26 protein-coding genes, 1 tRNA gene and 1 pseudogene are annotated in these 23,953 nt (G+C 70.4%); 9 read left to right on the top strand and 19 right to left on the bottom strand.

Annotated elements, in window-relative coordinates:
- Window positions 1-85: 85 nt before the first annotated feature.
- Both JTJ31_RS18975 and JTJ31_RS18970 read left to right on the top strand, forming a co-directional pair.
- The gene (locus JTJ31_RS18975; protein WP_207540302.1) at window positions 86-409 is read left to right on the top strand and encodes an NIPSNAP family protein; all 324 of its coding nucleotides are present in this window, start codon (window positions 86-88) and stop codon (window positions 407-409) included.
- Window positions 410-451: 42 nt separating this feature from the next.
- A tRNA-His gene (locus JTJ31_RS18970) sits at window positions 452-527 on the top strand.
- Window positions 528-578: 51 nt separating this feature from the next.
- On the opposite strand, the gene gyrB is transcribed toward JTJ31_RS18970, so the two are convergent.
- From gyrB to mutM, 7 genes are all read right to left on the bottom strand, one after another.
- Window positions 579-3,008 carry a DNA topoisomerase (ATP-hydrolyzing) subunit B gene (gene gyrB, locus JTJ31_RS18965; RefSeq protein WP_207540301.1) on the bottom strand — a complete coding sequence of 810 codons (2,430 nt, stop codon included), beginning with the start codon at window positions 3,006-3,008 and terminating at the stop codon, window positions 579-581.
- A 55-nt stretch (window positions 3,009-3,063) separates the two neighbouring features.
- Entirely contained in the window at window positions 3,064-4,206 is a 1,143-nt protein-coding gene (gene recF / locus JTJ31_RS18960; protein ID WP_236020436.1) for a DNA replication/repair protein RecF, read from the bottom strand.
- 112 nt (window positions 4,207-4,318) lie between these two features.
- Complete coding sequence (gene dnaN, locus JTJ31_RS18955; protein ID WP_207540300.1) at window positions 4,319-5,446, bottom strand: DNA polymerase III subunit beta; 1,128 nt, start codon at window positions 5,444-5,446, stop codon at window positions 4,319-4,321.
- A gap of 96 nt (window positions 5,447-5,542) precedes the next feature.
- Window positions 5,543-7,003, bottom strand: a complete 1,461-nt coding sequence (gene dnaA, locus JTJ31_RS18950) for a chromosomal replication initiator protein DnaA (protein ID WP_207540361.1) — start codon at window positions 7,001-7,003, stop codon at window positions 5,543-5,545.
- A 241-nt stretch (window positions 7,004-7,244) separates the two neighbouring features.
- A complete protein-coding gene (rpsT, locus tag JTJ31_RS18945) occupies window positions 7,245-7,520 on the bottom strand; it encodes a 30S ribosomal protein S20 (protein WP_207540299.1) in 276 nt (91 codons plus the stop codon).
- A 106-nt stretch (window positions 7,521-7,626) separates the two neighbouring features.
- Entirely contained in the window at window positions 7,627-8,400 is a 774-nt protein-coding gene (locus tag JTJ31_RS18940) for an enoyl-CoA hydratase (protein ID WP_207540298.1), read from the bottom strand.
- Window positions 8,401-8,408: 8 nt separating this feature from the next.
- Window positions 8,409-9,305, bottom strand: coding sequence for a bifunctional DNA-formamidopyrimidine glycosylase/DNA-(apurinic or apyrimidinic site) lyase (gene mutM, locus JTJ31_RS18935; protein WP_207540297.1), 897 nt, complete (start codon window positions 9,303-9,305; stop codon window positions 8,409-8,411).
- A gap of 66 nt (window positions 9,306-9,371) precedes the next feature.
- Between mutM and JTJ31_RS18930 the strand changes: the two genes are divergently transcribed.
- The 5 genes from JTJ31_RS18930 (at window position 9,372) to dnaQ (ending at window position 12,912) form a co-directional block, all read left to right on the top strand.
- Complete coding sequence (locus JTJ31_RS18930; RefSeq protein ID WP_207540296.1) at window positions 9,372-10,118, top strand: class I SAM-dependent methyltransferase; 747 nt, start codon at window positions 9,372-9,374, stop codon at window positions 10,116-10,118.
- Window positions 10,119-10,121: 3 nt separating this feature from the next.
- A complete protein-coding gene (locus tag JTJ31_RS18925; RefSeq protein ID WP_207540295.1) occupies window positions 10,122-10,550 on the top strand; it encodes a PaaI family thioesterase in 429 nt (142 codons plus the stop codon).
- A 136-nt stretch (window positions 10,551-10,686) separates the two neighbouring features.
- Window positions 10,687-11,511, top strand: a complete 825-nt coding sequence (locus JTJ31_RS18920) for a shikimate dehydrogenase (RefSeq protein WP_207540294.1) — start codon at window positions 10,687-10,689, stop codon at window positions 11,509-11,511.
- Window positions 11,508-12,107 carry a dephospho-CoA kinase gene (gene coaE / locus JTJ31_RS18915; protein ID WP_207540293.1) on the top strand — a complete coding sequence of 200 codons (600 nt, stop codon included), beginning with the start codon at window positions 11,508-11,510 and terminating at the stop codon, window positions 12,105-12,107. Before JTJ31_RS18920 ends, coaE begins: the two co-directional genes overlap by 4 nt.
- 127 nt (window positions 12,108-12,234) lie before the next feature.
- The gene (dnaQ, locus tag JTJ31_RS18910; RefSeq protein ID WP_207540292.1) at window positions 12,235-12,912 is read left to right on the top strand and encodes a DNA polymerase III subunit epsilon; all 678 of its coding nucleotides are present in this window, start codon (window positions 12,235-12,237) and stop codon (window positions 12,910-12,912) included.
- Between the two features lie 72 nt (window positions 12,913-12,984).
- On the opposite strand, the pseudogene JTJ31_RS24735 reads toward dnaQ, so the two are convergent.
- Together JTJ31_RS24735 and JTJ31_RS18900 are read right to left on the bottom strand one after the other, a co-directional pair.
- Window positions 12,985-13,461: pseudogene (locus tag JTJ31_RS24735) on the bottom strand (sugar transferase); the annotation flags it as partial.
- Window positions 13,462-13,593: 132 nt separating this feature from the next.
- Window positions 13,594-14,391, bottom strand: a complete 798-nt coding sequence (locus tag JTJ31_RS18900) for a helix-turn-helix transcriptional regulator (RefSeq protein ID WP_207540291.1) — start codon at window positions 14,389-14,391, stop codon at window positions 13,594-13,596.
- A 112-nt stretch (window positions 14,392-14,503) separates the two neighbouring features.
- Here JTJ31_RS18900 and JTJ31_RS18895 point away from each other — a divergent pair, with 112 nt between their 5' ends.
- Window positions 14,504-14,911 (top strand): hypothetical protein, encoded by a 408-nt coding sequence (locus tag JTJ31_RS18895; protein ID WP_207540290.1) that lies wholly within the window; start codon window positions 14,504-14,506, stop codon window positions 14,909-14,911.
- Between the two features lie 39 nt (window positions 14,912-14,950).
- Here the strand turns inward: JTJ31_RS18895 and JTJ31_RS18890 are convergent, their stop codons facing one another.
- From JTJ31_RS18890 to JTJ31_RS18855, 8 genes are all read right to left on the bottom strand, one after another.
- Complete coding sequence (locus tag JTJ31_RS18890) at window positions 14,951-15,667, bottom strand: SDR family NAD(P)-dependent oxidoreductase (RefSeq protein WP_207540289.1); 717 nt, start codon at window positions 15,665-15,667, stop codon at window positions 14,951-14,953.
- The gene (locus tag JTJ31_RS18885; RefSeq protein WP_207540288.1) at window positions 15,667-16,887 is read right to left on the bottom strand and encodes a family 1 glycosylhydrolase; all 1,221 of its coding nucleotides are present in this window, start codon (window positions 16,885-16,887) and stop codon (window positions 15,667-15,669) included. The genes JTJ31_RS18890 and JTJ31_RS18885 overlap by 1 nt, the downstream gene beginning before the upstream one ends.
- A gap of 52 nt (window positions 16,888-16,939) precedes the next feature.
- Window positions 16,940-17,254 carry a cupin domain-containing protein gene (locus tag JTJ31_RS18880; RefSeq protein WP_207540287.1) on the bottom strand — a complete coding sequence of 105 codons (315 nt, stop codon included), beginning with the start codon at window positions 17,252-17,254 and terminating at the stop codon, window positions 16,940-16,942.
- Window positions 17,254-18,198, bottom strand: coding sequence for a dihydrodipicolinate synthase family protein (locus JTJ31_RS18875; protein ID WP_207540286.1), 945 nt, complete (start codon window positions 18,196-18,198; stop codon window positions 17,254-17,256). Before JTJ31_RS18875 ends, JTJ31_RS18880 begins: the two co-directional genes overlap by 1 nt.
- Window positions 18,195-18,695: a YcgN family cysteine cluster protein gene (locus JTJ31_RS18870; RefSeq protein WP_207540285.1), complete on the bottom strand. Its 501-nt coding sequence runs from the start codon at window positions 18,693-18,695 to the stop codon at window positions 18,195-18,197. Before JTJ31_RS18870 ends, JTJ31_RS18875 begins: the two co-directional genes overlap by 4 nt.
- A gap of 74 nt (window positions 18,696-18,769) precedes the next feature.
- A complete protein-coding gene (locus tag JTJ31_RS25065) occupies window positions 18,770-19,456 on the bottom strand; it encodes a lipid-binding SYLF domain-containing protein (protein WP_207540284.1) in 687 nt (228 codons plus the stop codon).
- On the bottom strand, window positions 19,453-20,289 hold the full coding sequence (locus JTJ31_RS18860) for a lipid-binding SYLF domain-containing protein (protein ID WP_207540283.1): 837 nt from the start codon (window positions 20,287-20,289) through the stop codon (window positions 19,453-19,455). Before JTJ31_RS18860 ends, JTJ31_RS25065 begins: the two co-directional genes overlap by 4 nt.
- Before the next feature lie 47 nt (window positions 20,290-20,336).
- Window positions 20,337-20,963: a histidine phosphatase family protein gene (locus JTJ31_RS18855; RefSeq protein WP_207540282.1), complete on the bottom strand. Its 627-nt coding sequence runs from the start codon at window positions 20,961-20,963 to the stop codon at window positions 20,337-20,339.
- A 45-nt stretch (window positions 20,964-21,008) separates the two neighbouring features.
- Here JTJ31_RS18855 and JTJ31_RS18850 point away from each other — a divergent pair, with 45 nt between their 5' ends.
- A complete protein-coding gene (locus JTJ31_RS18850; RefSeq protein ID WP_207540281.1) occupies window positions 21,009-22,259 on the top strand; it encodes an AmpG family muropeptide MFS transporter in 1,251 nt (416 codons plus the stop codon).
- Between the two features lie 12 nt (window positions 22,260-22,271).
- On the opposite strand, the gene JTJ31_RS18845 is transcribed toward JTJ31_RS18850, so the two are convergent.
- The gene (locus JTJ31_RS18845; protein ID WP_207540280.1) at window positions 22,272-22,652 is read right to left on the bottom strand and encodes a hypothetical protein; all 381 of its coding nucleotides are present in this window, start codon (window positions 22,650-22,652) and stop codon (window positions 22,272-22,274) included.
- A 191-nt stretch (window positions 22,653-22,843) separates the two neighbouring features.
- Complete coding sequence (locus JTJ31_RS18840; protein ID WP_207540279.1) at window positions 22,844-23,926, bottom strand: alpha-hydroxy acid oxidase; 1,083 nt, start codon at window positions 23,924-23,926, stop codon at window positions 22,844-22,846.
- Window positions 23,927-23,953: the final 27 nt, after the last annotated feature.

Below are 23,953 nucleotides of genomic sequence, written 5' to 3'. Positions count from 1 at the left end.
TCCGCGACGCGGGCGCTTCCTGCCAGAACGGGAAGCACCGCGCCGCCCCTTCCCGGGGCGCGACCGGCCAGCGAGGGAGAGGACGATGATCGTCGAGCAACGCATCTACACCATGCATCCCGGCACGATCGGGAACTACGTAAAGGCCTATGCCGCCGAAGGGCTGGCCATCCAGAAGCCCATCCTGGGCCGCCTCGTCGGCTACTACACCACCGAGTTCGGGCCGCTGAACCAGGTGATCCACATGTGGGCCTACGAATCCTTCGAGGAGCGCGCCGAGCGTCGCGCCAAGCTCTTCGCGCAACAGAACTGGCTGGACTACCTGGCGAAGGTGCGGCCCTTCATCGCCACCCAGGAAAGCAAGCTGCTGATGCCCGCCGACTTCACGAAGGTTCGCTGGGAGGAGTAGTTGACGCTTGGGGGCGCGGGGACTATCCAGCGCCCCACTGCGGCGGTCGTAGCTCAGTTGGTAGAGCGCCAGGTTGTGGTCTTGGATGTCGCGGGTTCGAGTCCCGTCGATCGCCCCAAAAGCCCCGTCCGAGGTTCATCCTCGGGCGGGGCTTTCGCTTTGCGGGGCCTCACACGTCGAGGTTGGCCACCTTGAGCGCGTTGCCGACGATGAACTCGCGCCGCGGCTCCACCACGTCGCCCATCAGGGTCGAGAAGACGCTCTCCGCATCCTCGGCGTCGTCCACCCGCACCTGCAGCAGAGTCCGCACCGCCGGGTCCAGCGTGGTCTTCCAGAGCTGGTCGGGGTTCATCTCGCCCAGCCCCTTGAAGCGCTGGATGGTCAGCCCCTTGCGGCCCTGAGCCAGAAGACGCTCCAGCGCCGCCAGCGGGCCGCGCAGCGGCGCCTCGCTCGCCTCCAGCACGAGCTTCGCGCCCTGGCCATAGGCCGCCCGCAGCGCATCCCGCCGCTCGTCCAGCCAGCGCGCCTCGGCGGAGCGCAGGGCGGCGGCGGTCAGGTGGTGGCGCTCCGCCACGCCGCGCACGACGCGGTGCAGGTGGATGCCGGCCTCGTCCACCGTCACCTTCCAGCCGCGCTCGGCCGGGGGTGCCATGGCGTCCAGCCGCGCCGCGAGGTCGGGCGCGCCCTCCAGGGCACGCTGCGTATCGGGGGTCAGCACGCCCGCCAGCGCTGCCTGCTCGACGATCTCCGTCGGTACCTCGGCCGCGAGGCGCCGGATGCGCGAGGCGACCTGGCGCAGCCGCTCCGCCTCGGCGGCGAGGTCGTCGCCCGAAGCCTCGGTCCCGTCGCCCAGGACCAGCCGCGCCCCGTGCCCTGCCTTCTCCAGCAAGTAATCCTCCAGCGCGCGGTCATCCTTGAGGTAGCGCTCCTCCTGCCCGCGCTTTGCGCGGTAGAGCGGCGGCTGCGCGATGAAGAGGTGCCCGCGCTCAATCAACTCGGGCATCTGGCGGAAGAAGAAGGTCAGCAGCAGCGTGCGGATGTGGGAGCCGTCCACGTCCGCGTCCGTCATGATGACGATCTTGTGGTAGCGCAGCTTGTCGGCCGAGAACCCGCCCTTGTTCGGGTCGCCCGGGCCGATGCCCGTGCCCAGCGCCGTGATCAGCGTGCCGATCTCGGCGGAGGAGAGCATCTTGTCGATGCGCGCCCGCTCCACGTTCAGGATCTTGCCCTTCAGCGGCAGGATGGCCTGGTTGGCGCGGTTGCGCCCCTGCTTGGCGGAACCACCGGCCGAGTCACCCTCGACGATGAAGATCTCGCTTCGTGCCGGGTCTTTCTCCTGGCAGTCGGCCAGCTTTCCAGGAAGCGTGCTGATGTCGAGCGCGTTCTTGCGCCCCACCTTCTCCCGCGCCAGCTGCGCCGCCTTGCGCGCCACGGCGGAGAGCACGACCTGGTCGAGGACGTGCTTCGCCTCCTTGGGATGCGTCTCGAACCAATGGGAGAGCGCGTCGGCGACGGCCACCTGCACCACGGGCTGCACCTCGGAGGAGACCAGCTTGTCCTTGGTCTGGCTGCTGAACTTCGGGTCGGGCACCTTCACCGAGAGCACGCAGGTCAGGCCTTCGCGCATGTCCTCGCCGGACAGCTCGACCTTCTCCTTCTTCGCGTATTCCTCGGCGTACTTGGCCACCACGCGCGTGAGCGCCTGGCGGAACCCGGCCTGGTGCGTGCCGCCATCGCGCTGCGGGATGTTGTTGGTGAAGCAGAGCATCACCTCGCGCGGGGAGCTGGTCCACCACATCGCCAGCTCGACGCGGATGCCCTCGCCTTCCTTGGCGGCCACGCTGATGGGCGGCTTGAAGAGCGGCTCCTTGCCCTTGTCCAGCCACTCCACGAAGGCGCGCAGCCCGCCCTCGAAGCAGAACTCCGCCTCCTGCGCCGGGACATGCCGGTCGTCGCGCAGGGTGATACGCAGGCCACTGTTCAGGAAGGCGAGCTCGCGCAGCCGCCGCTCCAGCACCGCGAAGTCGTATTCGGTCTTGGTGAAGGTGGCGGCGGAAGGCTTGAAGGTGACCTCCGTGCCGTTGGAGCGGTCGCCCTGCTCGCCGACCACGCGCAGCGGCTCCACCGTGTCGCCGTGCTCGAAGCGAATGAAGTGCTCCTTGCCCTCGCGGCGGATGCGGACCTCCATCCACTCGGACAGGGCGTTCACCACCGCCGCGCCGACGCCGTGCAGGCCGCCCGAGACCTTGTAGGAGTTCTGGTTGAACTTGCCGCCGGCATGGAGGCGCGTCAGCACCACCTCGGCCGCGCTCACCCCTTCCTCCGCGTGGATGTCCACCGGGATGCCGCGCCCGTCGTCGCGCACGGTGACGGAGCCGTCGCCGTTCAGCACCACGTCCACGCGGCTCGCAAAACCGGCCTGCGCCTCGTCCACCGAGTTGTCGATGATCTCGAAGGCCATGTGGTGCAGGCCCGAGCCATCATCCGTGTCGCCGATATACATGCCTGGCCGCTTGCGCACGGCCTCGAGGCCGCGCAGCACGGTGATGGATGCACCGGTGTAGTCGTCCCCGTTGGGGATGGGAGAGATGTCGCTCATCGAGGATAGGAAAACCCGCGGAAAACTCCTGCCTTATATGGCATTGCGGGGGGGGTTACGGCAGGGGGGCCGGTCGGATTTCCCCCGATTCCACAAGGAAATGCTCGATTTCCGCCCCCGCGAAGGCCGCCGACTCCGTCCCCGTCAGGAAGGCCTGGACCGGCAGGGCCGCCAGCGCCCCGACCAGGGCCCGCCGGCGCCCGGAATCCAGATGCGCCCCCGCCTCGTCAAGCAACAGGAGGGGGGCGGTGCCGCGCAGCGCCGTCATCAGCCCGGCATGGGCCAGGACGGTGGAGACCAGCAACGCCTTCTGCTCGCCCGTGGAGCACAGGGCGGCGGGCAGGTCCTTCTCCGCATGGGTGAAGAGCAGGTCGGCGCGGTGCGGGCCGGTCAGGGTGGCGCCGGCGGCGGCGTCGCGCCGCCTGCCTTCGCGCAGCCCCTCGCGCAGCGCCTCCTCGGCCTCCAGCGCGGGCATGGTGTCCAGGAGGCCGGCTGCCGGGCATTCCAGGGCTAGGCGGGCGGCCGGGAAGGCCCCTGCCACCCCGCCTTCCAGTGCCTGATCCAGCCGCCCCACCAGTGCCCGGCGCGCCGCGGCGATGGCAGTGCCGTGCCGGGCCAACGCCTCCTCCAGCCCGCCCAACCAGGCCGGGTCTGCTCCGCCTTCGGCGAGGAGGCGGTTGCGATGGGCCATGGCGCGCTCATAGGCGCCGACCTCCCGCGCGTGGCGTGGCTCGAAGGCCAGGACAAGGCGGTCCAGGAAGCGGCGGCGGGCACTGGCCGGATCGCCGAAGAGCCGGTCCTGCTGCGGGGTCAGCCAGACCATGGCGAGGCGCTCCGCCAGCTCGGCCTGGGTCGGAAGCTTCTCGCCATCCAAGCGGAAGGCCCGGCGTTCTGCCGTCGCCTCATCCAGCGCGCCGGTGCCGACCTCGAACCCCCCGGCCCCGTCCTCGAAGCGGCCGGACACGGCCCAAGAGGGGGCGCCGCGCATCGCCACGTCGGACAGACGCGCGCCGCGCAGCCCGCGCCCGGGGGCGAGCAGGCTGATCGCCTCCAGCAGATTGGTCTTGCCGGCGCCGTTCGGTCCGGTGAGCAGCACCAGACGCCCGCCCAGCCGGAACTCCGCCGCGAGGTAGGAGCGGAACCGGGTCAGCCGCAGCCGGGTGAGACGGGGAATGGGAAGTTCGGGGGAAGTGTCCAACCAGACGCCTTCGGCGGCCCGGCGAAGCGTGGCTTCGCCGGGTGGCGCCCGTTGCGAGGATCAATGCCCGTATATGGGGATCCCCGCTGCATTTCGCAGCAACGCCGTGGCGCTACACGCGCATCGGCATCAGGACATAGAGCGCGGCGTCATCCGCCTTGTCCTGCACCACCGTGGGGGCGGAGCCATCGGAGAAGCGGAAGACCAGCGTCTCCCCGACCTGGCCGGTGATGTCGGCGAGGTAGCGGGCCTGGAAGCCGATCTCCAGCGGCGCGGCGTCGTAGCGGACGAGGTCCCCGTCCAGCTCCTCCCGCGCATTGCCGGCCTCGGCGCTGTTGGCCGTCAGTTCCAGGTAGTCCTTGCCGAGGGAGAGCTTCACCGGGCGGGAACGCTCGCTGGAGATGGCGGCCACGCGGTCCACCGCCTGGGCGAAGCCCTTGGTGTCCACCTCCATCACCTTGTCATTCGCCTTGGGAATGACGCGCTCATAATCCGGGAAGGTGCCGTCGATCAGCTTGGAGGTGAGCACGACCGGCCCTATGCGGAAGGAGATCTTGGTCTCGGAGAGGCGGATCTCGACCTCGTCCCGCGTCTCCTCGGCCAGCTTGCGAAGCTCGGCCACGGTCTTGCGCGGGATGATGACGCCGGGCATCCCGCCCGCGCCCTCGGGCAAGTCCTCTTCCACGCGGGCGAGGCGGTGCCCGTCCGTCGCGGCGGCGCGCAGCACCTTGCGGCCCTCAACCTCGGCGGCGTGGAGGTAGATGCCGTTCAGGTAGTAGCGCGTCTCCTCGGTCGAGATGGCGAAACGCGTGCGGTCGATCAGGCCGCGCAGACGCGCCGCCTCCAGGCGGAAACCGTGCGGCAGCGCCCCCTCGGTCATGGCCGGGTAGTCCTCGACCGGCAGGACGGAGAGGCTGGTCTGGAAACGGCCCGCGCGCAGGGCGAGCGGCGCGTCACCGCCCTTGTGGTCCAGCTCGATCGTCGCGCTGTCGGGCAGCTTGCGGACGATCTCATACAGAGTCGCGGCCGGGGCGGTGGTGCGGCCGGGGCGGCTGACCTGCACGCCGGGCACTTCCTCGACGATGGCGATCTCCATGTCGGTGGCCGTCAGCTTCAGACCGCCTTCGCGCGCATCCAGCAGGACATTGGCGAGGATGGGGATGGTGTTGCGCTTCTCCACCACCGACTGCGTGTGGGCCAGGGCCTTGAGCAGGATGGCGCGCTCGACGCTGAACTTCATGGTGCCCTGTCCCCCAGAGACTTCTCGTGCCGATTTTCCGGATTCCCTTTAGCAGGAAGGCCTTGCGGCCCCAAGGGGCGCGCTGCGCCCCCCTGCTCAGGTCTCGAGCATCTTGCGGATCAGCGTGACCTCCTCGGCGAAGGCGGCGTCCGCCTCCATGAGCTCGGTCACCTTGTTCACCGCGTGCAGCACCGTCGTGTGGTCCCGGTTGCCGAATTTCCGGCCGATCTCGGGCAGGGAGCGCTGGGTCAGCTGCTTTGACAGGTACATCGCCACCTGGCGCGGCCGCGCCACGGCGCGGGAGCGGCGGGCCGAGGCCATCTCGGTCAGGCGCATGTTGTAGTGCTCGGCCACCTTGCGCTGGATGTCGTCGATGGACAGCTTGCGATCATGGGAGCGCAGGATGTCCGCCAGCACCTCCGGCGCGGTTTCCAGCGTGATCGGCCGCCCGAAGAGCTGGGCATGGGCGACGAGGCGGTTCAGCGCCCCCTCCAGGTCGCGCACGTTGGAGGCGATCTTGCGGGCCAGCAACTCCAGCACCCGCGGCGGGATCTCCACGCCGGCATCGTGCGCCTTGGCCTGGAGGATGGACAGGCGCAGCTCATAGGTGGTGGCGTGAAGGTCGGCCACGATGCCGGCGGAAAGTCGCGTCCGCAGGCGGTCCTCGATGCCGGAAAGGTCGGTCGGCGCCTTGTCGGCGGAAAGGATGATCTGCTTGCCGGCATCGATCAGCGCGTTGAAGGTGTGGAAGAACTCTTCCTGCGTGTTGTCCTTGCCGATCAGGAACTGCAGGTCGTCCACCATCAGCACCTGCACGGAGCGGAGCTGGGTCTTGAACTCCGTCGTATTGTGCGAGCGCAGCGCGGCGATGAAGCGGTACATGAACTTCTCGGCCGACATGTAGGCGACCGGGAGGTGCGGGTTCCCCTCGCGCAGCGCCCAGGCGATGGCGTGCATCAGGTGCGTCTTGCCCAGCCCCACCCCGCCATAGAGGAAGAGCGGGTTGAACCCTGCCATGGCCGGCGCCTCGGCGACGCGGCGGGCGCAGGCATGGGCGAACTCGTTGGGCTTGCCCACCACGAAGGTGTCGAAGGTGTAGCGCGGGTCGAGCGGCGCGACCCACTCATTCCCCCCTGCCCCGTTGCTCGCGGCGGCCGGGACGGCCATGGCGGGCGGAGGCGCGGGCGGGACCAGGAGGCTCTCCGCCAGCGGCGCCTCGGCGGGGGTGGCGGCTTCGGCCGCAGCAGGGCGGGCGGAGGCGACGCGAAGCTCGACGCCGCGCATCCCCGGCATCTCGGCCTGGACCAGCAGGCGCAGGCGATCGCCGTAATGGTCGCGCACCCAGTCGCGCAGGAAGCGGGTCGGCAGGGAGATGAGGGCCGTGCCGTCCTCGACGCCCTGGAGCGTCATCTGGCGCAGCCAGGTCCGGTACTCGACATCCCCCACTTCCTGCCGCAGCCGGCCGCGGATGCGGGCCCAGGCGGTGGACAGGTCACCGGCCGCAACGGAAACGGCTTCGGCCCCAAGGTGGGAGAAATCGTCCGGCGCTGTCTCCATTCCGCTCATCGGCCCCTTTCGACAGCACCACCCTCGGCGAGATGCCAAGGGTCCCTTCTGGTCAGGCTAACGCGTTCGGCCCCGGAAAAAAACGCCTCCCCCCTGTGGATAACGGGGAGAGACGGGACCTGTGGCAAACAAGACGCGTTTCAGAAGGGTTACAACGCAGGCAAGCGAAATCACCGGAAAGCCAGTTGGCTTACCGGTGATTGCAGCTTCGCCGATGGTTACTTGGCTGGAATCAGGCCGTCTTGGGCGCTGCCGCCTTGATACGGGCGGACAGGCGCGACAGCTTGCGGGCCACGGTGTTGCGGTGCAGCACACCCTTGGTCACGGCGCGCTGCATCTCGGGCGCCGCCGCCTGGAAGGCGGACTGCGCCTCTTCCTTGTTGCCACCGGCCAGGGCCAGCTCAACCTTCCGGAGGAAGGTCCGCACGCGCGAACGGCGCATGCGGTTGCGCTCGGTGCGCTTCTCGGTCTGGCGGATGCGCTTGCGCGCGGAAGCGGTGTTGGCCATGGGCGATCGGTGAACTTGCTTCTTGAGTGTACGGGAGCGGGACTTGCCCGCCGCGGGAGGCCGGGGTTCTAGGACCCCTGCCCCGCCGCGTCAAGCGCACGGTGCCTCAGCGGTTGCGGAAGGCGGGCTTCCGCTTCTCGGCAAAGGCGCCCATGCCTTCCTTCTGATCTTCCGTGGCAAAGAGGGCATAGAAAACGCCGCGCTCGAAGCGCACCCCCTCGCGCAGCGTCGTCTCGAAGGCGACGTTGACCGCCTGCTTCGCGGTGGCGACGGAGGGGCCGGAGAGCTGGCCGATCTTCTCTGCGACCTTCAGCGCCTCCGTGAGGAGGTCGGCGGCCGGGACGATGCGGGCGACGAGGCCGGCGCGCTCCGCCTCCTGCGCGTCCATCATGCGGCCGGTCAGCACCAGGTCCATCGCCTTGCTCTTGCCCACGGCGCGTGTCAGGCGCTGCGTGCCTCCGGCGCCGGGGATGATGCCCAGGTTGATCTCGGGCTGGCCGAACTTCGCCGTGTCGGCGGCGATGATCATGTCGCACATCATCGCCAGCTCGCAGCCGCCGCCCAGGGCGAAGCCCGCGACGGCCGCGATCACCGGCTTGCGGATCGTCGTCACCGCCTCCCACTTGCCGATGAAATCCTCGGCCAGCACGCCGGGGAAGGTGCGGTCCTTCATCTCCTTGATGTCGGCGCCCGCGGCGAAGGCCTTCTCGCTGCCCGTGATGACGATGGCCGCGATGTTGTCGTCCCGGTCGAACCCGGCCAGGGCCTCGGCCATCTCCGCCATCAGCCCGTCGCACAGGGCGTTCAGCGCCTGCGGGCGGTTGAGGCGGATCAGGGCCGTGCGGCCATGCGTCTCGGTCAGGATCATCTCGAAGGCCATGGGCGTCCCTATGTCTGGGTTTGCGGGCAGTAGAAGGTCGAACGGCCGGACTGCACAAGCCGGGCGATGCCGGGGCAGGAATCCGGCCCGGGGCAGAGGCGGCAGGGCTGGCCTTCGCGGTCGTAGACGTCGAAGCGCTCCTGGAAGAACCCCACCTCGCCATCCGCGCGCACATAGTCGCGCAGAGAGGAGCCTCCGGCCGCGATGGCCTCCTGCAGCACGGCCTTGATCGCGGGCACAAGCCGCGTGGCGTCCGGACCGGGCACGGTGGCGGCCAGGCGCGTGGGCGCGATGCCGGCGCGGAACAGCGCCTCGCACACATAGATGTTGCCCAGCCCCGCGACGATGCGCTGGTCCAGCAGCGCCACCTTGATGGGGGTGCGCCGCCCCGCCAGGGCCGCCTCCAGCGCGGGGACGTCGAACCCTTCCTCCAGCGGCTCCGGCCCCATGCCGACGAGAAGGGGGTGGCTGTCCTCCGCCTCGCGCGGGGCGAAATCCATGCAGCCGAAGCGGCGCGGGTCCACGAAGCCGACCCGCCAGCCGCCCTCGGTCTCCATCACGACATGCTCGTGCGCCTCGGGCGGGCTGTTGTGGCCGCGCGCGTCGGAGACAGCGCCGTGCGGGCCCAGCGAGGGGACGGGCGGCGCGCCTAGGCGCCGCGCCACCATGCGCCCCGACATGCCCAGGTGGATCAGCAGCGAGGGTCGGTCCGCCAGCCGCATCAGCATGTACTTGCCGCGGCGCCGGAAGCCTTCGACCCTCGCGCCCTGCAGCATCGCCGCCATCCCGTCCGGAAAGGGCCAGCGCAGCCCGTCGCGCCGCGTCTCGGCGGTGCGGATCACCTCTCCGGTCAGCACGGCGTCGAGGCCGCGCATCACCGTCTCGACCTCCGGAAGCTCAGGCATCGGGGCGGTTTGGCGCGGGGCGGCGCGGGTGGCAAGGGCGGCGCGTCCCGCCTATGCTGGCCGGGCATGACAGCAGACGACCGCACCACCGATTTCGGCTTCCGCGAGGTCCCGACCGGGGAGAAGGCGGGGCTGGTCCGCCGCGTCTTCGACAGCGTGGCCCCGCGCTACGACCTGATGAACGACACCATGTCGCTCGGCATCCACCGGGTGTGGAAGCGCATACTTATCAACGCCGTGGCGCCGCGCCCGAATGAGGTGCTGCTCGACCTCGCGGGCGGGACGGGAGACATCTCCTTCCTGGCGCTGCCGCGCGGGGCGGGGCGCGTCATCTGCTCCGACATCAATGACGAGATGCTGCGCGTCGGGCGCGACCGGGCGGCCGAGCGTGGCCTCGTCGCCGGGCTGGACTTCCTCTGCGCCGATGCGGAGCGCCTGCCGCTGCCGGATTCCTCCGTGCACAAGATCACTATGGCCTTCGGCCTGCGGAACTGCACGAACAAGGACGCGGTGCTGCGGGAGATGCGGCGCGTGCTGAAGCCCGGCGGACGGGCGCATGTGCTGGAATTCTCCCGCCTGGAGATCTCGGCGCTGCAGCCGCTCTACGATGCCTGGAGCTTCAAGGTGCTGCCGCGCATGGGCCAGCGCCTGGCAGGCGATGCGGAAAGCTATCGCTACCTCGCCGAGAGCATCCGCACCTTCCCCGACCAGGAGACGCTGGCCGCTATGATGCGCGAGGCGGGGCTGGAGCGCGTGGCCTATCGCAACCTGTCGGGCGGCATCGTCGCCCTCCACACCGGCTGGAAGCTCTGACGCATGCCCCATGAGGAACTGCAGCGCCGTATCGACGCGAGCTTCGCGCAGCAGGGGCTGATGCGCGTGATCGAGGCCCGCATCGCCGAGGTGCGGCCCGGCCGCTGCGTAATCGAGGCGCCGTTCCGCAAGACGCTGACGCAGCAGCACGGCTTCCTCCATGCCGGGGTGCTGACGACGCTGGCCGATAATGCCTGCGGCTACGCCTCGCTTTCCCTGCTGCCGGCGGGGCAGGAGGTGCTGACGGCCGAGCTGAAGGTGAACTTCCTGCGCCCGGCGCGCGGCGTGCTGGCCATTGCCCGCGCCGAGGTGCTGAAGCCGGGCCGCACCCTGACCGTGGCCCGCGCCGAGGTGTGGATGCGCGGCGAGGACGGGGCAGAGGTGCTCTGCGCCGCCATGCAGGCGACGCTCGTTCCGAGCGTCGCCATTTGATTGTGACCTCAGGCGCCGGGCGCCGGCTCCGCCGGCTGGGCTTCGCCGCGCCACGGGCGTGCCGCTTGCACGGTTGGCCTGGCGGCGCCGGCCGCTTTGCGGCCGGACGGCCTTGTTCGCGCGGTGGGAGCAGCCCATGCCCCTGACCGGCAAGGCGATGCTGGCGGGGGTGACGGGCTGGCCGGTGGCGCATTCGCGTTCGCCCCGCCTTCACGGGCACTGGATCGTGCGGCACGAGCTGGATGCCGCCTATGTGCCGCTGCCGGTGCGACCGGAGGATTTCGCGCAGGCGATGCGCGGGCTGCGCCTCGCCGGGTTTCGCGGCTGCAACGTCACCATCCCGCACAAGGAAGCCGCCTTCGCCCTGGCCGACATGCTGACGCCGCGCGCCCGCCGCGCCGGGGCGGTGAACACGCTGATCTTCCGCGAAGAGGGCATCGAGGGCGACTGCACCGACGGCTACGGCTTCCTCCAGTCGCTGGGCGGTTACGACCCCGCCTCCGGCCCCGCCGTGGTGCTGGGGGCGGGTGGCGCGGCGCGGGCCATCGCGGCGGCGCTGCTCGACGCGGGCTGCCCGCGCCTCCTCCTCGTCAACCGCTCCCGCGCGCGGGCCGAGGCGCTGGCGGAAGCGCTGGGCGGGCCGGTGGAGGTGGCGGAGCAGCCGAAGCTGGAAGACGCGGCGCTGCTGGTGAACGCCACCAGCCTCGGCATGGCGGGGCAGCCGCCCCTGGAACTCGACCTTGCCCCCCTGCCCGACCATGCGGTGGTGGCGGACATCGTCTATGTGCCGCTGGAAACGCCATTGCTGCGCGCAGCGCGCGGGCGCGGCCTGCGCGGCGTGGATGGGCTGGGGATGCTGCTGCATCAGGCGCGCCCCGGCTTCCATGCGTGGTTCGGCCCCGACCCGGTGGTGGATGACGCGCTGCGTGAGGCGGTGGCCGCCGATATCCCACCGCGATGAAGGTGTGGGGCCTCACCGGCGGCATCGGCATGGGCAAGTCCACGGCTGCCCGCGTCTTCCGCTCCCGCCGCATCCCGGTCTTCGATGCGGATGAGGCGGTGCACGCCCTGCAGGCCAAGGGCGGCGCGGCGGTGCGGCCTATCGACCGCGCCTTTCCCGGCACGGTGCGCGACGGCGCGGTGGACCGCGAGGCGCTGCGCCGCGTCGTCCTGCCCGACCCCGCGGCACTGACCCGGCTGGAGCGCATTGTCCACCCGCTGGTGCGCCGGGCCGAGTCGCGCTTCCTGGCCCGCGCGCGGGCTCATGGCGCACGGGCGGCGGTGCTGGACATCCCGCTCCTGTTCGAGACGCGCAAGACCCGCAAGAGCCTCCTCCCCTTCGACGCCATCTTCGTTGTTTCCGCGCCGGCCAAGGTGCAAGCCCAGCGCGTGCTGCGCCGCCCCGGCATGACGAAGGCGCGTCTGGAAGCGATCCGCGCCCGCCAGACGCCAGATGCCGAGAAGCGCCGCCGCGCCACCCACGTGATCCGCACCGGCCTGTCCCACTTCCACACCGTCGCCCAGCTGCGCCGCCTGCTGCGAAAGGAAGGGCTATGACACACGCCCCAATCCGCGCCGCCCAAAGGGCAAGCCGCGCGCCTCGCAACCCATCAACCAGCGCACCATGTCCGAGGCGCGCAAGCCAAGCGCGCGGAACGCGCGCGCGGCGCCTGAGGCCAGCAAAATGACCCGCGAGATCGTCCTGGACACCGAGACCACCGGCTTCGAGCCGGAGGAAGGCCACCGCGTCATCGAGATCGCGGCGATCGAGCTCGTGAACCTCCTGCCCACGGGCCGTTACTTCCACACGCTGATCGATCCGCAGCGCGACGTGCCGCCGGAAAGCACGCGCGTGCACGGCTTCACCCGCTCCGACCTGGAGGGCAAGCCGCTCTTCGCCGCCGTGGCACAGGAGATGCTGGATTTCCTGGGCGACGCGCCCATCGTCGCCCACAACGCGCCCTTCGACTTCAAGCACCTGGATGCGGAGCTGGTGCGGGCCGGCCTGCCTCCGCTGGACGCCTCGCGCATGGTGGACAGCCTCGTGCTGGCGCGGGAGCGCTTCCCGGGCGCGCCCAACAGCCTGGACGCGCTGTGCCGCCGCTTCGGCATCGACCTGTCCGAGCGGACGACCCACAACGCGCTGCTCGACGTGCGCCTGCTGGCCGCCGCCTATCTGGAGCTGCGCGGCGGAAGGCAGGGCGGCCTCGCCCTGGATGAGGCGCCGATGGTGGCCGCGCTGGTGCAGGAGGAGAGGCGGCCGCGCTCCCCCCTCCCCATCATCCCGACGCCGGAGCAGGAGGAAGCGCACAGCGCCTTCCTGGCTTCCGCCGTCAAGGACGCGATCTGGCTGCGCGGCTGAGAGATCAGCGCGTTTCGCGCAAAGGTTCCGAGAACTCTGTCCCCCCCCCCCCCCCCCGCGCAGCAGGACAAGCGCGCAGCGCACGAGGATGCGCAGATCACCCATGAAGCTCACGCGCTCCACGTAGCACGCGTCCCATTCCAGCCGCGCCTCCCAAGGGACGGCGTTGCGACCTTGTGCCTGGGTCAGCCCGCACAGGCCGGGCCGCACGCGCAGCCATGTCGCCTCGCGCGGCGAGTAGCGGGACAGGTGGTCCAACGGCAGCGGGCGCGGCCCGACGGGGGACATTTCGCCACGCAGCACGTTGAGGAGTCGTGGCGCCTCGTCCAGCACCGATCCGCGCAGGATGCGACCGAAACGCGTCACCCGCACCGCGTCCGGACCCGGATCCTCGCGCAGGCTGCGCAGCTTCAGTAAGGTGAAGGGCACGCCGTCGTGCTCTGCGCGGCGCTGCCGGAACAGCACCGGCCTTCCGAGCGCCATCAGCACGCCCAGCGCGCCGGCAGACAGCAGCGGCGCCAGCAGAACCAGCAGCAGACTCGCCGCCACTACATCCAGCCGCCCTCCGGTCGGATCAGGCCCTCCAGCGTCAGCAGCGCGACGGCGGGCAGTGCCTCGCCGCGGATAGTCCGCTCTGGGAGGTGACGCCGGACGGGCGCGTGGCGCCCATTGGCTGATGCGCTAGCCCAGGGCGCACAGCCGCTCCGCTGTCTCCGCATTTGCGGGAAAGAAGGTCTCGATCGCCAGTTCGGACAGCGTCACCTCGGCGGGCGTGCCGAAGACCGTGGTGGTGGAGATCAGCGAAAGCGTGCCCCAGGGCGTGTCCAGCACCAGCGGCACCAGGATGCCATGCGGCGCGGCAGCTTCGCCCCCCGGCGCCGGCAGGGCGGAAAGCTCCGCCAGCAACGCGGTCAGCCCGGCATCAGCGCTGGTAGCCACCTCGCGCCGCAGCCGCTCCAGCAGGTGCGTGCGCCATTCGGGCAGGTTGCGGATTCGCAGCGCCAACCCCTCGGGATGCAGCGACAGGCGCAGCACGTTGACCGGCGGCGCCAGACGCGTGGGGTCCACCAGTCCGCCAAGCAGCTTGGCCACCGCCGCATTGGCAGAAACGAGGTTCCACCCCCCGTCCACCGCCAGGGCGGGGTGCGGCATGTGGGCGTGCAGCAGCGTCTCCACCGCCGTGCGCGCCGCCACCATCTCCGGGTCGTCCAGCCCCCGCTCGCGAAAGGCGGGTGCGAAGCCGGCGGCCAGCAGCAGCGCGTTGCGCTCGCGCAGTGGCACGTCAAGTTCCGCCGCCAGCCGCAGCACCATCTCCCGGCTCGGCGCGGCGCGGCCGCTTTCCACGCAGGACAGGTGGCGCTGCGACACGGCGGCATCGAGCGACAGATCCAGCTGCGACCGGCGACGGCGCTGGCGCCATTCGCGCAGCAGCGCGCCGACGGGCGGGGGCGAGGCGGGACGGGGCTGTGCTTGGGCCATGGCGCGGAGGATAGGCCGCGCCGCGCCGCTTCACGATGACCTCGGAGGTCATCGCTTTGCCCGGCGCGATGGGGAAGGGTTGCCCCGTTGCTCGAACAAGGGAGTTCACGCCATGACGCTTCGACCCACTCGCTTCCTGCACCTCGCCCTGTTGGGCGACGCGGCGGCCAGCGCCGCCACCGGGCTGCTGCTCGCCGCGGCACCCATCGCCGGCCTTCTCGGCCTACCCGAGAGCCTGCTCCGCGTGGCGGGGCTGGCCCTGCTGCTCTATGCCGCCTTCGTCGGCTGGGTGGGGCGCAGCGCCGCGCCGCCGCGCGCCGCGGTGCGGGCCATCATCGCTGTGAACGTGGTCTGGGTGCTGGACAGCGTCGCGCTGCTTGCGCTCGGCCCGGCCCTAGCGGGGTTGTCCCCCACCGCCCTGGGCACCGCCTTCGTCCTGGCGCAGGCGGCGGCGGTGGCGGGCTTTGCCGCCGCCCAGGCCGCGGCGATGCGCGGCGCGGCGAAAGCCCAGCCTGCCTAGGGACTGACCGGGAAGCGCGGCTCGTCGCGCTTCCCGGCCTTAAAGCGCCGCCAAGCGCCCGCCATCCACCGACAGCACCGCGCCGGTGGCGAAGCCGGCCTCCTCGCTCAGCAGGAAGCAGATGGCGGCGGCGATCTGCTCGGGACGGCCGACCGGCCCCTCCAGCTTTTCCACTCCGCTCGCGATGTTGGGATTGGCGCGCAGCATGGGCGTCTCCACCGCGCCGGGCGCGACGGCATTCACCCGCACGCCGCGCGGCGTGAACTCGATGGAGGCGGCGCGCGTCAATGCCTCCAGCCCGCCCTTGCTGGCGGCATAGGGCGCGACATTGGCCGTAGTCGCCGCCGCATGGACGGAGGAGACATGCACCACCGCCCCGCCGCGCCGGATCATCCCGCCCAGGTAGCGCAGCAGCAGGAAGGGCGCGCGCAGGTTCACGGCGATCACCCGGTCGAAATCCGCCGCTTCGGTCTCCAGGATGGGCGTGAAGGTCATCGTCGCGGCGTTGCTCACCAGGAAATCCAGCGTGCCCCATTCCTTCGCGATGCGCGCTGCGGCGTCCTGGATCGCTGTCTCCTCCGCAAGGTCGGCTGGGATGGCGATGCCGCCGATGCGCTGCGCGACGTCCCCTGCCGCCGCCCCGTCGCGCGACAGCACGGCGACGCGCGCGCCTTCCGCCGCGAGTCTTTCGCAGGTCGCACGCCCGATGCCCGAACTGCCGCCCGTCACCAGAACATGGCGCCCGGCGAAGCGCATCACTCCTGCTCCTCCAGGGGGCGCACCGGCAGGACGAGGCTATAGCTCTGGGTCGGCAGCACGCTGGACCATTCCTCCACGATGCGCCGGTACTCGCGCCCTACGGCGCGGATCTTGCGGTCGAGGTCATAGAGGCCAAGCGGGTTCACGTTGCCATTCGCCTCGCGCAGCGTCGTGTCCCAGTCCACCTGATCGGTCAGGGAGTACCAGGTGAAGCCCAGCATCGGGATTCCGTTATTGCGGACACGCAGCGCATTGGCCCATTGCTTGCGCAGCCAAGCGACCGCCTCGGTCCCCGTTGGGCCTTCGATCAGGTTGGTCTCCGTGTGCATCACCGGCATGCGGTACCGCTCGTGATACTGCCGTGTGATCTCCGCATAGCCGAAGATGTCCCCTGCCGCGCGCGTGCGCCCGTCCGCCTCCACCAGATGCTCGTTGGTCACGTAGTAGTCGGTGCCCAGGACGCAGTGGCGACGAAGGTGACGGCCCAGGAAGAAATGGTACTCGTCCCGAGTCATGCCGTTGTCGAGCAGGAACTCGTACATGCCGCTATCCACCCGCCGCCCGTAATTGAGGTCGAGCGACAGGAAGCGCTGCTGGTTCATCGCCTCCGCCGGGGAGATGGCGGCGGGATTCACGGCATGGAAGTACTCGCTCGACTCGCTCTGGATGAAGAGCGCGTCGGGCCGCCGCTCCAGGATCGCCTCCATCGCCATTACATTCGCCTTCACGAGGTGCTTGAGCGCGGTGACGAAGCCGCGATCCGACCGCTCCCCCTCGTTCCACCAGCCGAAGCGCCCGGAGAACTGGGCGCAGATGAAGATCTCGTTCACGGGGGTGTAGAGCTGCACCCAGGGGAAGCGCTCGGCGAAGGCGCGGGCGTAGCAGGCGAAAAGGGAAGGGAAATCCGGATTGTTGAAATCGCCGACCCAGTCGGGCACGCCGAAATGGCAGAGATCGACGATGGGGACGATGCCGAGGCGCCACAGCTCGGCGAAGGCCTGGTCGGTGAACTCCCAATCGTAGCGGCCTTCACCTAGCCAGACGCGATGCAGCGGCGGGCCGTAGCGCAGGAAGCTGAGGCCTAGCTCGCGCACCAGGGCGAAGTCCTCGCGCCAGTGGCGGTAATGGCCACAGGCCTCCATCTCGTCCACGCGGCGGCCGCCCACCTTGGGGTAGCTGTTCTCGATGCCGGTGGCGAAGATGAACTGCGGGAACATGCTGCCCGCAACGCGGGAGCGGGGCGGCGGTTAGGTCCGCCCCTCCCTTCCGTCAGCCCGGGAAGGCCTTCACCTCGGTCTCGACGAAGCTCAGGGGCGCCGCGCCCCCGTTCACCACGTTGTGCTCGACCCCGGCGGGGCGGTGATACGCCACCCCCGCCTTGAGTTCCGCGCTGGTGGTGGAGCCGTCCGGGAACTCGATGTGAAGCGTCCCGTCCGTCACCGGCACGACGACGTAGAGCCAGCCATGCCGGTGGAATCCGGTTTCCGCCCCGGGCTCGAAGTCCCAGCGGATGACGCGCAGCTTGTCGTCATCCACCTGGGTCGTCGGCACCGCCGGCGGACGGCAGCGGAGCGGCTCCCGCACTACTCGGCCGCCGCGCGCGCCGCACCGGAAAGGCCGGGCAGCGGAATGGCGCCGGTGGCGACCCACGCTTCCCAGGCCTTGTCGGCGGCCGCCTTGTCCAGCGGCAGGTGCGGCGGGCGGATGCGGCGCCAGGCGTCATCGTTGCGCGAGCGGGCGATCACCTCACGCAGGTTGGGGATCAGCGGCGCGGCGGTGGCGGCCTTGCGCGTCGCGGTCAGCATGGCCTGGGCCTTGTCGGCCTCCGGCCCCGTGCGCTTCGCATAGACGATGCCGCCCCAGTGGCAGTTCGCGTTGCTCGCCGCCGTGATGCAGCCCGCGCCGCCATCGGCCAGGATGCGCTGCACGTATTCGTCGGAGCCCGAATACACCTCGAAGCCGCGGGGGGCGAAGGCGTCGATCATCGCCTTCATGTTCGCATAGTCGCCCGAGCTGTCCTTCACGCCCTTGAACACGCCCGGATGCGCGTCCAGCAGCTTGCCGATGAGGTTGAGCGTGAGCGGCACCGCGCTCTGCTGCGGGAAGTGGTAGAGGTAGAGGGCGATGCCGCCGCCGACGCGCTTCGCCACCTCGTCGAAATGGGCGAAGAGGCCGTCATCGGACGGGCCCTTATAGTAGAAGGGCGGCAGCAGCAGCACGCCGCGGCAGCCCTGGGCGCGGGCGTGCTGGGTCAGCTCCACCGTCTCGGTGATGCTGCTGACGCCGGTGCCCGGCATCATCTTCGCCGCCGGAATGCCGCGCTGGATCAGCCCCTCGACGATCGCCTTGCGTTCGCTGCCCGAGAAGCTGTTCGCCTCGCCCGTCGTGCCCAGCACGCCGAGGCCGTTGCAGCCATTGGCGAGCAGCCACTTCGCGTGCTCCGCCATACGGTCCAGGTCGGGGGAGAGATCCCCCTTGAGCGCGGTGAGCACGGCGGCGTTGATGCCGCCATAAAGGGCGTCCTTCATCGGATGTTTCCTTTCGGGGTGGGAAGCGGTCGTGGTCCGGCACGGCGGGGCCACTGCCCCGGCCAGCGCGCGATGTGGTCCTCCAGCGCCCCGGCCCGGCGCTCGCTCACGCAGCGCCCGGCGACGGAGATGCCGGCGCGGCGCACGCTGTCTGGGTCGCCGGAGCGAAGCGGATGCCATTCGGGCAGGTCCCGCCCCTCGGAGAGCAGGCGGTAGGCGCAGGTGGGGGGCAGCCAGTCCAGCCCGTCCAGCATGTCGGGCGTCAGGCGGATGCAGTCGGGCACGCGGCGGCGCCGATTGGCGTAGTCGGTGCAGCGCGCGGAGCCGACATCGAGCAGGCGGCAGGCGACCTCGGTGTGATGGAGGCGGCCGGTGTCGTCCTCGCGCAGCTTGTGCAGGCAGCAGCGGCCGCAGCCATCGCACAGGCTCTCCCACTCCGCCTCGCTCATCGCGGACAGGGGCTTTTCGCGCCAGAAGGGGGTGGCGGGTTCGGACACCAGGGGGTTTTAGCCCAGAACCGGCTCCGGGCCACCTGCCTCGGCCAGTCGCGCCCCGCGGGCCAGCCGGGTGTCTACCGCGCGGGTGCGGTGATGCGGCCTAGGAGGGTGCGCAGCCGGTCCGCGCCGGGATTGCGGCCCAGCCCTTCCAGCACGACCTGCCGCGGCGTCAGCGCCTCGCCATAATACTCCGCGAGCCAGCCGGGCCGCGCCGAGAGCAGCGCTCCCTCCAGCGAGGCCCCGACGAAGAGGCCGCGCGCCCGCGCCAGCGAGACAAGGTCCGCCCCGAGCGCGGCCGTGGTCGCGCCCTGGAGCGTGGCGCCGAACCCGGCCACCGAAATGCCGAGGTCGCCGCCCAGGGTGAAGGATTCCTCCATCAGCGCCCGCAGCGCGCGCTCCGTGCGGACCAGCATCATCAGCGCCATGTCCTGGATGCCGATCTGAAGGCCGAAGCCGATTCCACCGAGGCCATAGAAGGCGGGTGCGGACCAGCCCCAGGGCTCGCGCCCCAGCAGCACGCAGCCGCCGCCCCGCCCGCCGAGCAGGAAGCCCGCACGCAGGATGTGCGGGCAGATCAGCACACCGCGCGAATCGCGAAGCAGCAGGGAAAGCTGGTCCCGCGATGCCGGGTCGAGGTCACCCACGAGTTCCGGCAGCACCATCGCCGCCTGGTCCACGAGGATCTGTGCCTCCTCGCGCCCCTGGGCACGCGCCGGGAGAGCAAGGAGGACGAGAAGAAGAAGCGAAAGGAGGCGCCTCACCTGACCGGGGCCAGGGGGGCGCGCGATACGCCGCTCCCGCCCGTGACCGGGCCGCGCCGGGTCGGCGCTGCGGGAACCGCGCCCATGGGCACGATGGGCTGCGGCCCTGGCGCCGCCTCGGGCATCGGGGCCGGAGTGAGCGTGGCACGAGCGCCGGCCCCCTGGCCGAAGCGCAGCAGCGCCGCCCGCAGCGGGTCCGCCGCCGGGTTGTGCGCGACCATGTTCACCACGATGTCGCGCGGCGTCACCTCGCGCCCGTAATAGGCCGCGTTCCAGGCGGGCTGGGCATTCACCACCGCGCCTTCCAGCGCGAGTCCGGCGAAGAGGCCGCGCGAGCGGGAGAAGGACAGGATGTCGGCGCCCAGCGCCGCGGTGGTCGCTGCTTCCACCGAGCCACCGACATGCGCGACGGCCAGCGAGGCGTCGGCGCCGAACTTGAACTGCCCGTCGATGATGGCGCTCAGCGCACGCTCATTCATCAGCAGGAGCAGGGTCTGGCTGTCCTGGATGCCCGCCTGGAAGCCGATCGAGCCCGCCCCGACCCCATAGAAGGCCGGCGAGGACCAGGACCCGGCGGCATCTCGACCCAGCAGCACGCAGCCGCCGCCTTCGCCCCCCGCGAAGAACGCAACCCGGAAGGAGCGCGGGCAGATCAACGCCCCGCGCGCGCGGCGCAGCAGGGACGCGGCATCAAGGCGATCATTCCCGTCGCCCAGGATTTCCTGCACCGTCAGGGCCGAGCGGTCCACGAGCACCTGCGGCTCCGTCCCCTGAGGTGTCGCGCTACACGCGGCCAGGAGCGCCGCTCCAGCCAGAATCATCCATCGCCGCATCAATGATCTCCCCCAAGCCCCTATTACGTCATATTTCTAGACGCCGCTCAGGCCGGGGTCCAGGGCTCCTCATTCACTGCGACGACACGCCAATCCGTCCCGTGCCGCTCCAACCGCGTCAGGCCGAGGTTGCGGATGGAGAAGGAGAGCACCTGATGCGCGGACAGACCCAGCGCATGGGCCAGCGCGCCGCGGATGGAGCCTCCATGCGCGACGATCACCACGTCGCCGCCACGGCAGGTCTGTGACAGGCCTTCCAGCACGTGGCCGACGCGGACGCGCACGTCGTCCAAGCTTTCGCCGCCGGGCGGGCGCTCCTCCGCGCCATGCGGCCAGAAAGGATGGGCCGGATGGCGAAGCCGCTCGACCAGCGCCTCGTGCGTGATGCCCTGCCATTCGCCCAGATGCTGCTCCTGCAAATCCTCCTCCGTGTCGAGGACCTGCTCCGGGTAGCCGGCAGCGAAGATGGCGGCGGCGGTGGCGCGGGTGCGCGACAGGGGCGAGGTGACCCAGCGCGCCGGCTGGGGCAGGCGCGCCGCCAGCCAGCGATACAGCGCCGCCTCCTCGCGTAGGGCGGCGTCGCACAACGCCACGTCCATGGAGCCGTAGAGGATGGCGCGGGCCGAGGGCTCCACCAGGGCGTGACGGATCAGGAAGAAGCGGGTGACATCCATGGGGGGCGTGTAGCCCCCGGGCGCGGGCGCTGGTAGCCATGCGGCATGCTGCTTCGCGACCGCCGCTTCCTCGTCATGCTCGCCCTGGGCTTTGCCGCAGGGGTGCCGCTGCCGCTCACCGGCTTCGTGCTGCGGCAGTGGTTCTCCGAATCCGGGGTGTCGCTGGCGGCGATCGGCTTCACCGCACTGATCGGCCTGTCCTACTCGCTGAAATTCCTCTGGGCGCCGGTGCTGGACCACGCGACGCCGCCCCTGCTGGCGCGGCTGGGGCGGCGTCGCGGCTGGATGGCCTCGATCCAGCCGCCGCTGATGCTGGCCATCCTCGCCCTGGGCTTTACCGATCCCGCCTCCGCCCCCGCTGTCACGGCGGCCGTGGCGGTGCTGGTCGCCTTCCTCTCCGCCTCGCAGGACATTGTGGTGGATGCCTACCGCATCGAGATCCTAGAGGAGGAGGAGCAGGGCTACGGCTTCGCCTGCTATGTCTGGGGCTATCGCTTCGCGCTGCTGGCGGCCAATGCGGGTGCGCTGGCGCTGGTCGCCTTTGTCGGCTGGGCCGGGGCCTTCGCCTATTGCGCCGCCCTGGTCGGAATCGGCTTCATCGCCGTGCTGCTGGCGCCCGAGCCTGCCGCGCCGCCGCGCGAACTCATGTCCTGGGGGCGGCGCATCCAGGTCGCGGTGGTGAACCCCTTCCTCGACTTCATGAACCGGCGCTGGTGGTTCGCCATCCTGCTCTTCGTCGCGCTGTTCAAGCTGGGGGAGGCGCTGGCCGGCATCATGACCGCGCCCTTCTACCGCGAACTCGGCTTCACACGCGGCGAGGTGGCGGCGGTGGGCAGCGTCTTCGGCTTGGTCGCGACACTGGCCGGGGTGGTGGCGGGGGGCTGGTTCGTCCGGCGCATCGGCACCGGAAGGGCGCTGGTGATCACCGGGCTGGCGCAGATGCTTTCCAACCTGATGTATGTCGCGCTTGCCCATGCGGGCCGCGACATGGGGATGCTCTATGCCCAGGTGGGGGTGGAGAACTTCACCGACGGCCTCGCCGACGCAGCCTTCGTCGCTTACCTGACGAGCCTGACCAACCGCTCCTTCTCGGCCACGCAATACGCGCTGCTGTCCTCGCTGGCGGGGGTGCCGCTGCGCGTGCTTGGCGGATGGTCCGGCCAGCTGGCCGAATGGCTCGGCTGGCCGAATTTCTTCCTGCTCACCACCTTTGCCGCAGTGCCGGCCTTGCTGGTGATGCTGTTCCTGCTGTGGAAGCTGCCGCCCCGGCCGGTCACGGAACCGCGGCCAGCTTAAGACGGTGCCCCGTCAGCGCGGCAGCATGTTCACTGCCCCCTGCTCCAGCCGCGAGTATCCGCGATTGCTGTAGCTGGGACCGCGGCTGTAGTCGCGCCCGTAATTCCTGTTTGGCACCGTGACCACGGGCGGGGACCCGCGGTCCCAGTGGCGCGGCCCGTCATAGTAACGCGGCGCCGAATAATAGCGCGGGGCTGGATAGTAGCGGGGCGCGGGCGCCGCGTAGTAACGGGGGGCCGGGGCATAATAGGCCGGTGGCGCGTAGTAGCTGGCGGCTGGAGCGGCGTAATAGCCGGGGCTGTAGCCCGGGCTGTAATACCCCACGCCCTCGTTGACGACGCAGCCCGAAAGGGCCAGCGCGGCCAGCGGCATCAGGATGATCTTGCGGACCATGCGTCGGTTCCTCCGGACCATGGGTAAATCCTCACGACATGGTAACGCCGCGACAAGGGCGAGGTCGCGGCGCCGGAAGGGCAGGATTGGGGCGCAATTCGGGGCGCCTCCGGCGGTATCCGGAGGCGGGCCCGAGTTTCAGCCGATGCTTCCCCACGAGACCGGCAGCCGCTGCCTCGCGGGGAACGCCTTCAGTAGCCCTCGCCGATCAGCGGGAAGGCGCTGTGCACATGCGGCAGCGTCACCATCGGCGCGTTCATGTGGATGTGGCCGCGCTGCAGGCCGGCGAACTCCGTCACCCCGGTCAGGCCCAGGGCACGGATCGTCTCGTCCTGCAGCAACTCCAGCACGCGATGCACCCCCGCCGAGCCCTCGGCGGCGAGGCCGTAGAGGTAGAGGCGGCCCAGCCCGACATAGTCAGCTCCCAGGGCCAGTGCCTTCACGAGGTCGGTCCCGCGCGAGAAGGAGCCGTCCACGATCACCTTAGCGCGGCCGGACAGGGCCTCGACCACCTCCGGCACCACGTCCAGCGAGCCGCGCCCGCCATCCAGCTGCCGCCCGCCATGGTTGGAGACGTAGACGAACTCCACCCCGTGATCGAGGGCGATCAGCGCGTCCTCCGCCGTGCCAATCCCCTTCAGGATCAGCGGGATCTTATGCTTCGCCTTGAAGTGCGCGATGTCGGCCCAGGAGAGCGCGGCCTGCCATTCCATGCCGGTATTCGCGGCGCGCCAGGTCTTCACGAAGCGCTTGGCGATGTCGCGCTCGCGCCGGCTGTAATGCGCTGTGTCCACCGTGATGCAGAAGGCGTCGTAGCCGGCGGCGATGGCGCGCTCCGCGATCGCATCGCTCCAGGCGCGGTCGCCGCGCACGTAGAGCTGGAAGATCTTGGGTCCCTTCCCCGCCTGCGCCGTCTCCTCCAGCCCCGGCTGGCTGACGGAGGAGAGCATGTAGGGCACGCCGAACTCGCCCGCGCCGCGCGCGACGGCTGCGCCGCCCTCGGGGTGGAAGCTTTCCAGCGAGCCCACCGGCGCCAGGATCACCGGCAGGGCGATGCGGTGGCCCAGGAACTCGACCGAGGTGTCCACCTTCTCAACATTGTTCAGCACGCGCGGGCGCAGGGCGACGGAGTCGATGGCGAGGCGGTTGCGCTTCAGCGTCGTCTCGGTCTCGGTGGCACCGACCAGATAGTCCCAGATATTGCCGTTTAGCTTGCGCTTCGCCGCCTTCACGAATTCATGCAGGCACAGGTATTCGCCTTGCGTCTCGCTCACCATCGAATGCGTCCCTCTCCTCGACTG

The sequence above is a fragment of the Sabulicella rubraurantiaca genome (assembly GCF_017355885.1).
Lineage (GTDB): Bacteria > Pseudomonadota > Alphaproteobacteria > Acetobacterales > Acetobacteraceae > Roseococcus > Roseococcus rubraurantiacus.
Note: the sequence above shows the minus strand (reverse complement) of the source record. Positions and strands in the feature narration are given on the sequence as shown.

Excerpts from the sequence above, each read along its gene's own strand:
- JTJ31_RS18975 (WP_207540302.1), top strand. The coding sequence starts at position 86 with ATGATCGTCGAGCAACGCATCTACACCATGCATCCCGGCACGATCGGG.
- gyrB (WP_207540301.1), bottom strand. The coding sequence starts at position 3,008 with ATGAGCGACATCTCTCCCATCCCCAACGGGGACGACTACACCGGTGCA.
- dnaN (WP_207540300.1), bottom strand. The coding sequence starts at position 5,446 with ATGAAGTTCAGCGTCGAGCGCGCCATCCTGCTCAAGGCCCTGGCCCAC.
- dnaA (WP_207540361.1), bottom strand. The coding sequence starts at position 7,003 with ATGGAGACAGCGCCGGACGATTTCTCCCACCTTGGGGCCGAAGCCGTT.
- rpsT (WP_207540299.1), bottom strand. The coding sequence starts at position 7,520 with ATGGCCAACACCGCTTCCGCGCGCAAGCGCATCCGCCAGACCGAGAAG.
- JTJ31_RS18940 (WP_207540298.1), bottom strand. The coding sequence starts at position 8,400 with ATGGCCTTCGAGATGATCCTGACCGAGACGCATGGCCGCACGGCCCTG.
- mutM (WP_207540297.1), bottom strand. The coding sequence starts at position 9,305 with ATGCCTGAGCTTCCGGAGGTCGAGACGGTGATGCGCGGCCTCGACGCC.
- JTJ31_RS18930 (WP_207540296.1), top strand. The coding sequence starts at position 9,372 with ATGACAGCAGACGACCGCACCACCGATTTCGGCTTCCGCGAGGTCCCG.
- JTJ31_RS18925 (WP_207540295.1), top strand. The coding sequence starts at position 10,122 with ATGCCCCATGAGGAACTGCAGCGCCGTATCGACGCGAGCTTCGCGCAG.
- JTJ31_RS18920 (WP_207540294.1), top strand. The coding sequence starts at position 10,687 with ATGCCCCTGACCGGCAAGGCGATGCTGGCGGGGGTGACGGGCTGGCCG.
- coaE (WP_207540293.1), top strand. The coding sequence starts at position 11,508 with ATGAAGGTGTGGGGCCTCACCGGCGGCATCGGCATGGGCAAGTCCACG.
- dnaQ (WP_207540292.1), top strand. The coding sequence starts at position 12,235 with ATGACCCGCGAGATCGTCCTGGACACCGAGACCACCGGCTTCGAGCCG.
- JTJ31_RS18900 (WP_207540291.1), bottom strand. The coding sequence starts at position 14,391 with ATGGCCCAAGCACAGCCCCGTCCCGCCTCGCCCCCGCCCGTCGGCGCG.
- JTJ31_RS18895 (WP_207540290.1), top strand. The coding sequence starts at position 14,504 with ATGACGCTTCGACCCACTCGCTTCCTGCACCTCGCCCTGTTGGGCGAC.
- JTJ31_RS18890 (WP_207540289.1), bottom strand. The coding sequence starts at position 15,667 with ATGCGCTTCGCCGGGCGCCATGTTCTGGTGACGGGCGGCAGTTCGGGC.
- JTJ31_RS18885 (WP_207540288.1), bottom strand. The coding sequence starts at position 16,887 with ATGTTCCCGCAGTTCATCTTCGCCACCGGCATCGAGAACAGCTACCCC.
- JTJ31_RS18875 (WP_207540286.1), bottom strand. The coding sequence starts at position 18,198 with ATGAAGGACGCCCTTTATGGCGGCATCAACGCCGCCGTGCTCACCGCG.
- JTJ31_RS18860 (WP_207540283.1), bottom strand. The coding sequence starts at position 20,289 with ATGCGGCGATGGATGATTCTGGCTGGAGCGGCGCTCCTGGCCGCGTGT.
- JTJ31_RS18855 (WP_207540282.1), bottom strand. The coding sequence starts at position 20,963 with ATGGATGTCACCCGCTTCTTCCTGATCCGTCACGCCCTGGTGGAGCCC.
- JTJ31_RS18850 (WP_207540281.1), top strand. The coding sequence starts at position 21,009 with ATGCTGCTTCGCGACCGCCGCTTCCTCGTCATGCTCGCCCTGGGCTTT.
- JTJ31_RS18845 (WP_207540280.1), bottom strand. The coding sequence starts at position 22,652 with ATGGTCCGCAAGATCATCCTGATGCCGCTGGCCGCGCTGGCCCTTTCG.